Below are 3,790 nucleotides of genomic sequence, written 5' to 3'. Positions count from 1 at the left end.
GCGGAGGGGGTGGTGCAGGCGGCACCGGCGTTGTCACACCGGTCGATGGCCCGCCACCGCCACCTCCCCCACCGCCGCAACCGGTCAGCAACAGGCTCACGGCCATCAGCAGGACCGGTCCGGCCTGCGTCAGAGACTTGCGAAACCTGGCCATGAGCATCCGCCTACTGCACGAGGAAACCGTGCTCCCTGGTCTTCACACCGCCTTGGTCGCACGCCCTAGCGCGCTGTTGCGCAGGCCGAACAGGACATAGACCGCCACGCCGATCAGATGGGCGTAGAGGAAATAGACCTGGGTCTTGGTCGGCAAATTGTAGAAGAGATAGAGGCAGCCGAAGATCTCGCCCGAAGCCACAAGCGGCCACAGCGGCGTTGAGAAGACGCGCGGCCGGCCCGGATCCTTGATCCGCAGGATGATCACCGACAGGCCCACGGCAATAAAGGCCGCCAGGGTGCCGGCATTGGCCAGTTCGGCGATGTCCTTCAGCGACAGCCAGCCCGAGAGCACCGCCGACAGGGCCCCGGTCAGGATCGTCAGCAGCACCGGCGTGCCGGTCTTGGGGTTCACCCGGGCCAGCGTCTTGGGCAGCAGGCCATCGCGGGCCATCACGAAGAAGATCCGGCTCTGGCCGTACATGAAGGCCAGGATCACGGTCGGCAGGGCGATGACGGCGGCCAGGGCCACCAGTTGGGCGGTCCGGGGATGGTTCAGCGACTCCAGGATGAAGACCAGCGGCGCTTCGCTCTTGGAGAAGATCTCGGTGCGCGAAGCCCCGATCGAGACGGCGGCCACGACCATGTAAATCGCCGTGCATATCGCCATCGAGCCGACGATGCCGATGGTCAGGTCGCGCTTGGGGTTCTTGGTTTCCTCCGCCGCCGTCGACACTGCATCGAAGCCGTAGAAGGCAAAGAAGATCAGGCTGGCGGCCGCCATGACTCCAACCTTGACCCCGTCAGCGTTCACCGTTGCAAAGCCCTGCGGCATGAAGGGGGTGAAGTGGCTGGCGTCAAAGGCCGGGAGGCACAGCACCACGAAAACGGCCAGGGCGATGATCTTCACGAAGACCAGCACCATGTTGACCGTGGCGCTCTCGCGGGTGCCGAGGGCCAGAAGCCCGGCGACCGCAAACGAAATGAAGACGGCGGGAAGATTGACCAGGCCGCCCATGTGAGGACCGGCCAGCAGGGCTTCGGGGACCCCGGCCATGCGGAACAGGCCGGCGGCATGGGCCGACCAGCCGACGGCGACGGCCGCGCAGACCAGGGTGTATTCGAGGATCAGGCTCCAGCCCACGAACCAGGCGACGGGCTCGCCCATGGCCACGTAGCTGTAGGTATAGGCGCTGCCCGAGGCGGGGATCAGGGTCGAGAGCTCGGCATAGCAGAGGGCGGCGCAGATGCAGATCAGGCCGGCGATGACGAAGGACAGGATCACGCCCGGCCCGGCCAGGCCCGCCCCGATTCCGGTCAAGGTATAGATGCCGGTGCCGACGATGGCCCCTACGCCCAGGGCCACCAGATGCGGCCAGCTCAGGGTCTTCTTCAGCTGATGGCCGTCATGGCCCGCCGCAATGGCGTCGATGGACTTGCGTCGCGTCCAGAAACTCAAGGTCATTCCCTCCGACTCTTGAGGGCGACCATGGGCCGGGACAGCGGTCTCGCCAAGGGGGCTCGCGTGACGGTTGGGCAGGAAAGACCGGCTCGCGGGTCGCTTCGGGGCGAGATTTGGCCTCCGACCGGGTCCGCGGCGAACGGATCAGCCGCCGCCTCGCCCTAGAAGAACAGCCGCGTCAGGCTATAGGCCAGGGCCGCCACCGCCAGGGTCGTCAGGGCCAGCGCTGCCGCCAGTCGCGGCTTGACCTGCATCAGGGCTGCCGGGCCCAGCTTGGCCGAGATCGCCCCGACGCCGGCCAGCAGCAGGAAGCTGGAGGCCGTGGCCAGGGTCGCGACGAGGGGCGGCGGCAGGAGGCCGAAACCGCGCAGGGCGGCGAGGGCGGCAAAGCCCATGACGAACAGCGGCGGGGCCTTCAGACCGGTGCGGGCTCCACCGTCCTGGGAGCGGGTCAGCAACACGCCGATCAGCACCACCGCCGGGCCCAGCCAGACGATCCGCGAGAGCTTGGCCAGCGCCGCCGCCCCGGCCGCCTCGGGCGAGACCGAAGCCCCGGCCCCGGCCACCTGGGCGACATCATGGATCGAGAGGCCGAAGAACACGCCGGCCTGATGGGCGGTCAGGCCCACGGCATGGGCCAGGGGCGGATAGGCCAGCATGGCCACGGTCGAGAGCAGGTTGACGCCGATGATCACCAGGGCCGTGGTCCGCTGGTTGGCGGGGCTGGCCGGGGCGGCCTGGGAGGCGGCCAGGGCCGCCGAGGCGCCGCAGATCGAACAGGCGGCGGCTGCGATCAGGGCTTCGGCCAGGGGCAGGCCCACGGCCATGCCGACCGCTGCGCCCATGGCCAGGCCGCCGAGCACCACCGCGCCGCTGGCCAGGATGGCCGGACCGCCCAGCAGGGCAAACTCGCTCCAGGTGATCTGCGCGCCCATCATCGCCACGCCCAGCCTAAGGCCCGGCTTGGCCCAGACATCGAGGCCGGCCGCCAGCCGGGTCCCGAGCCCGAGGGCCCCGACCGCCATGCCCAGCACCACGGCCAGCAGAGGAGCCGGTGCATGCAGAACCTGGGCCAGGGGCCGGGCCATGGCCGCGATGGCCAGACCCGCCAGCAGGCCCGGCAACAGGCGGCCAAGGTCCGGGCGAGTGAGAACCAGCCGGGTCAGGTTCAGCCGGACAAGGTTCAGGCGGGCGGGGGCGGCGTTCATCCCGCCACGGGCTCGACAGGCCGGCCCGTCTCGGCCACGGCCCGGCGGCGGCTGAGCCGGTCATTCAGGCCGCGCACCGTATCGCTGCCGGTGCGTTCGAAGGCGAACGGCAGCAGACCGTGCACCAGGCAGGCCAGACCCGCCCCGATCAGGGTCATACCGAAACCGAAAGCCACGCCCATGTGCTGGCCATAGGTCTCGCCGACCGAGTCCGGATGGTGGGTGAAGGATTTCAGCATGGCGGCCCCCGACGTCTGTTGAGGCCTGCCAGCATGACGCCACCGCAGGGAATGGCATTACTGGATGCCCTGCCGATTTCGGATTAAGGAGAATCTCATTCTCGGAACGGGCAAAAACGAAGATGATTGATCTCGATCATATCGACCGCAGGCTTCTGGCGATCCTGCAGGAGGATTCGACCGTGGCCATCGCCGAGCTGGCCGAGCGGGTCGGTCTCAGCCAGACGCCCTGCTGGAAGCGGGTCAAGCGGCTGCAGGACAGCGGGGTCATCGTCGCCCGCGTCGCCCTGCTGGACCGCGACGCCCTCGACCTGTCCCTGACCGTCTTTGTCGCGGTCAAGACCGGTCGCCATGACGAGGCCTGGCTCAACACCTTTGCCGCCGGGGCCCGGGCCCTGCCCGAGGTGGTCGAGTTCTACCGGATGAGCGGCGAGGTCGATTACCTGCTGAAAGTCGTGGTCCGCGACATCGCCGCCTATGACCGCTTCTACAAGCGCCTGATCGCCACCGCCCCGCTCACCGACGTGTCGTCCAGCTTTGCGATGGAGCAGATCAAGTTCACGACGGCCCTGCCGATCCAGACGTCTTGATCCTGTCATCGACCCCGCCCAGGCTGCGCCGCCTGTAACGGAGGCGACCCATGGACACGACGCGACGCGGCCTGCTGATCGGGGGCGCGGCCCTTACCCCTGCCCTGGCCCCGGCCATGGCCGCCGCTGATCCCGCCC

General features: G+C 68.7%; 4 protein-coding genes. 1 reads left to right on the top strand and 3 read right to left on the bottom strand.

All coding sequences use genetic code 11. The features are described 5' to 3' along the window. Positions 1 to 196: 196 nt before the first annotated feature. From DBR10_RS17760 to DBR10_RS17750, 3 genes are all read right to left on the bottom strand, one after another. On the bottom strand, positions 197 to 1,618 hold the full coding sequence (locus DBR10_RS17760) for an amino acid permease (protein WP_108505928.1): 1,422 nt from the start codon (positions 1,616 to 1,618) through the stop codon (positions 197 to 199). A gap of 158 nt (positions 1,619 to 1,776) precedes the next feature. Then, complete coding sequence (locus DBR10_RS17755) at positions 1,777 to 2,823, bottom strand: putative sulfate exporter family transporter (RefSeq protein WP_108505929.1); 1,047 nt, start codon at positions 2,821 to 2,823, stop codon at positions 1,777 to 1,779. Continuing rightward, the gene (locus tag DBR10_RS17750; RefSeq protein ID WP_108505930.1) at positions 2,820 to 3,062 is read right to left on the bottom strand and encodes a DUF6356 family protein; all 243 of its coding nucleotides are present in this window, start codon (positions 3,060 to 3,062) and stop codon (positions 2,820 to 2,822) included. Before DBR10_RS17750 ends, DBR10_RS17755 begins: the two co-directional genes overlap by 4 nt. A gap of 122 nt (positions 3,063 to 3,184) precedes the next feature. On the opposite strand from DBR10_RS17750, the gene DBR10_RS17745 reads away from it, so the two are divergent. Continuing rightward, a complete protein-coding gene (locus DBR10_RS17745) occupies positions 3,185 to 3,652 on the top strand; it encodes an Lrp/AsnC family transcriptional regulator (protein ID WP_108505931.1) in 468 nt (155 codons plus the stop codon). The last annotated feature ends 138 nt before the right edge of the window (positions 3,653 to 3,790 follow it).

The sequence above is a fragment of the Caulobacter sp. HMWF025 genome, assembly GCF_003060965.1.
In the GTDB taxonomy this organism is placed as follows: Bacteria; Pseudomonadota; Alphaproteobacteria; order Caulobacterales; family Caulobacteraceae; genus Caulobacter.
The sequence above is the reverse complement of the archived record's forward strand: the minus strand, read 5'-3'. Positions and strand labels throughout refer to the sequence as shown.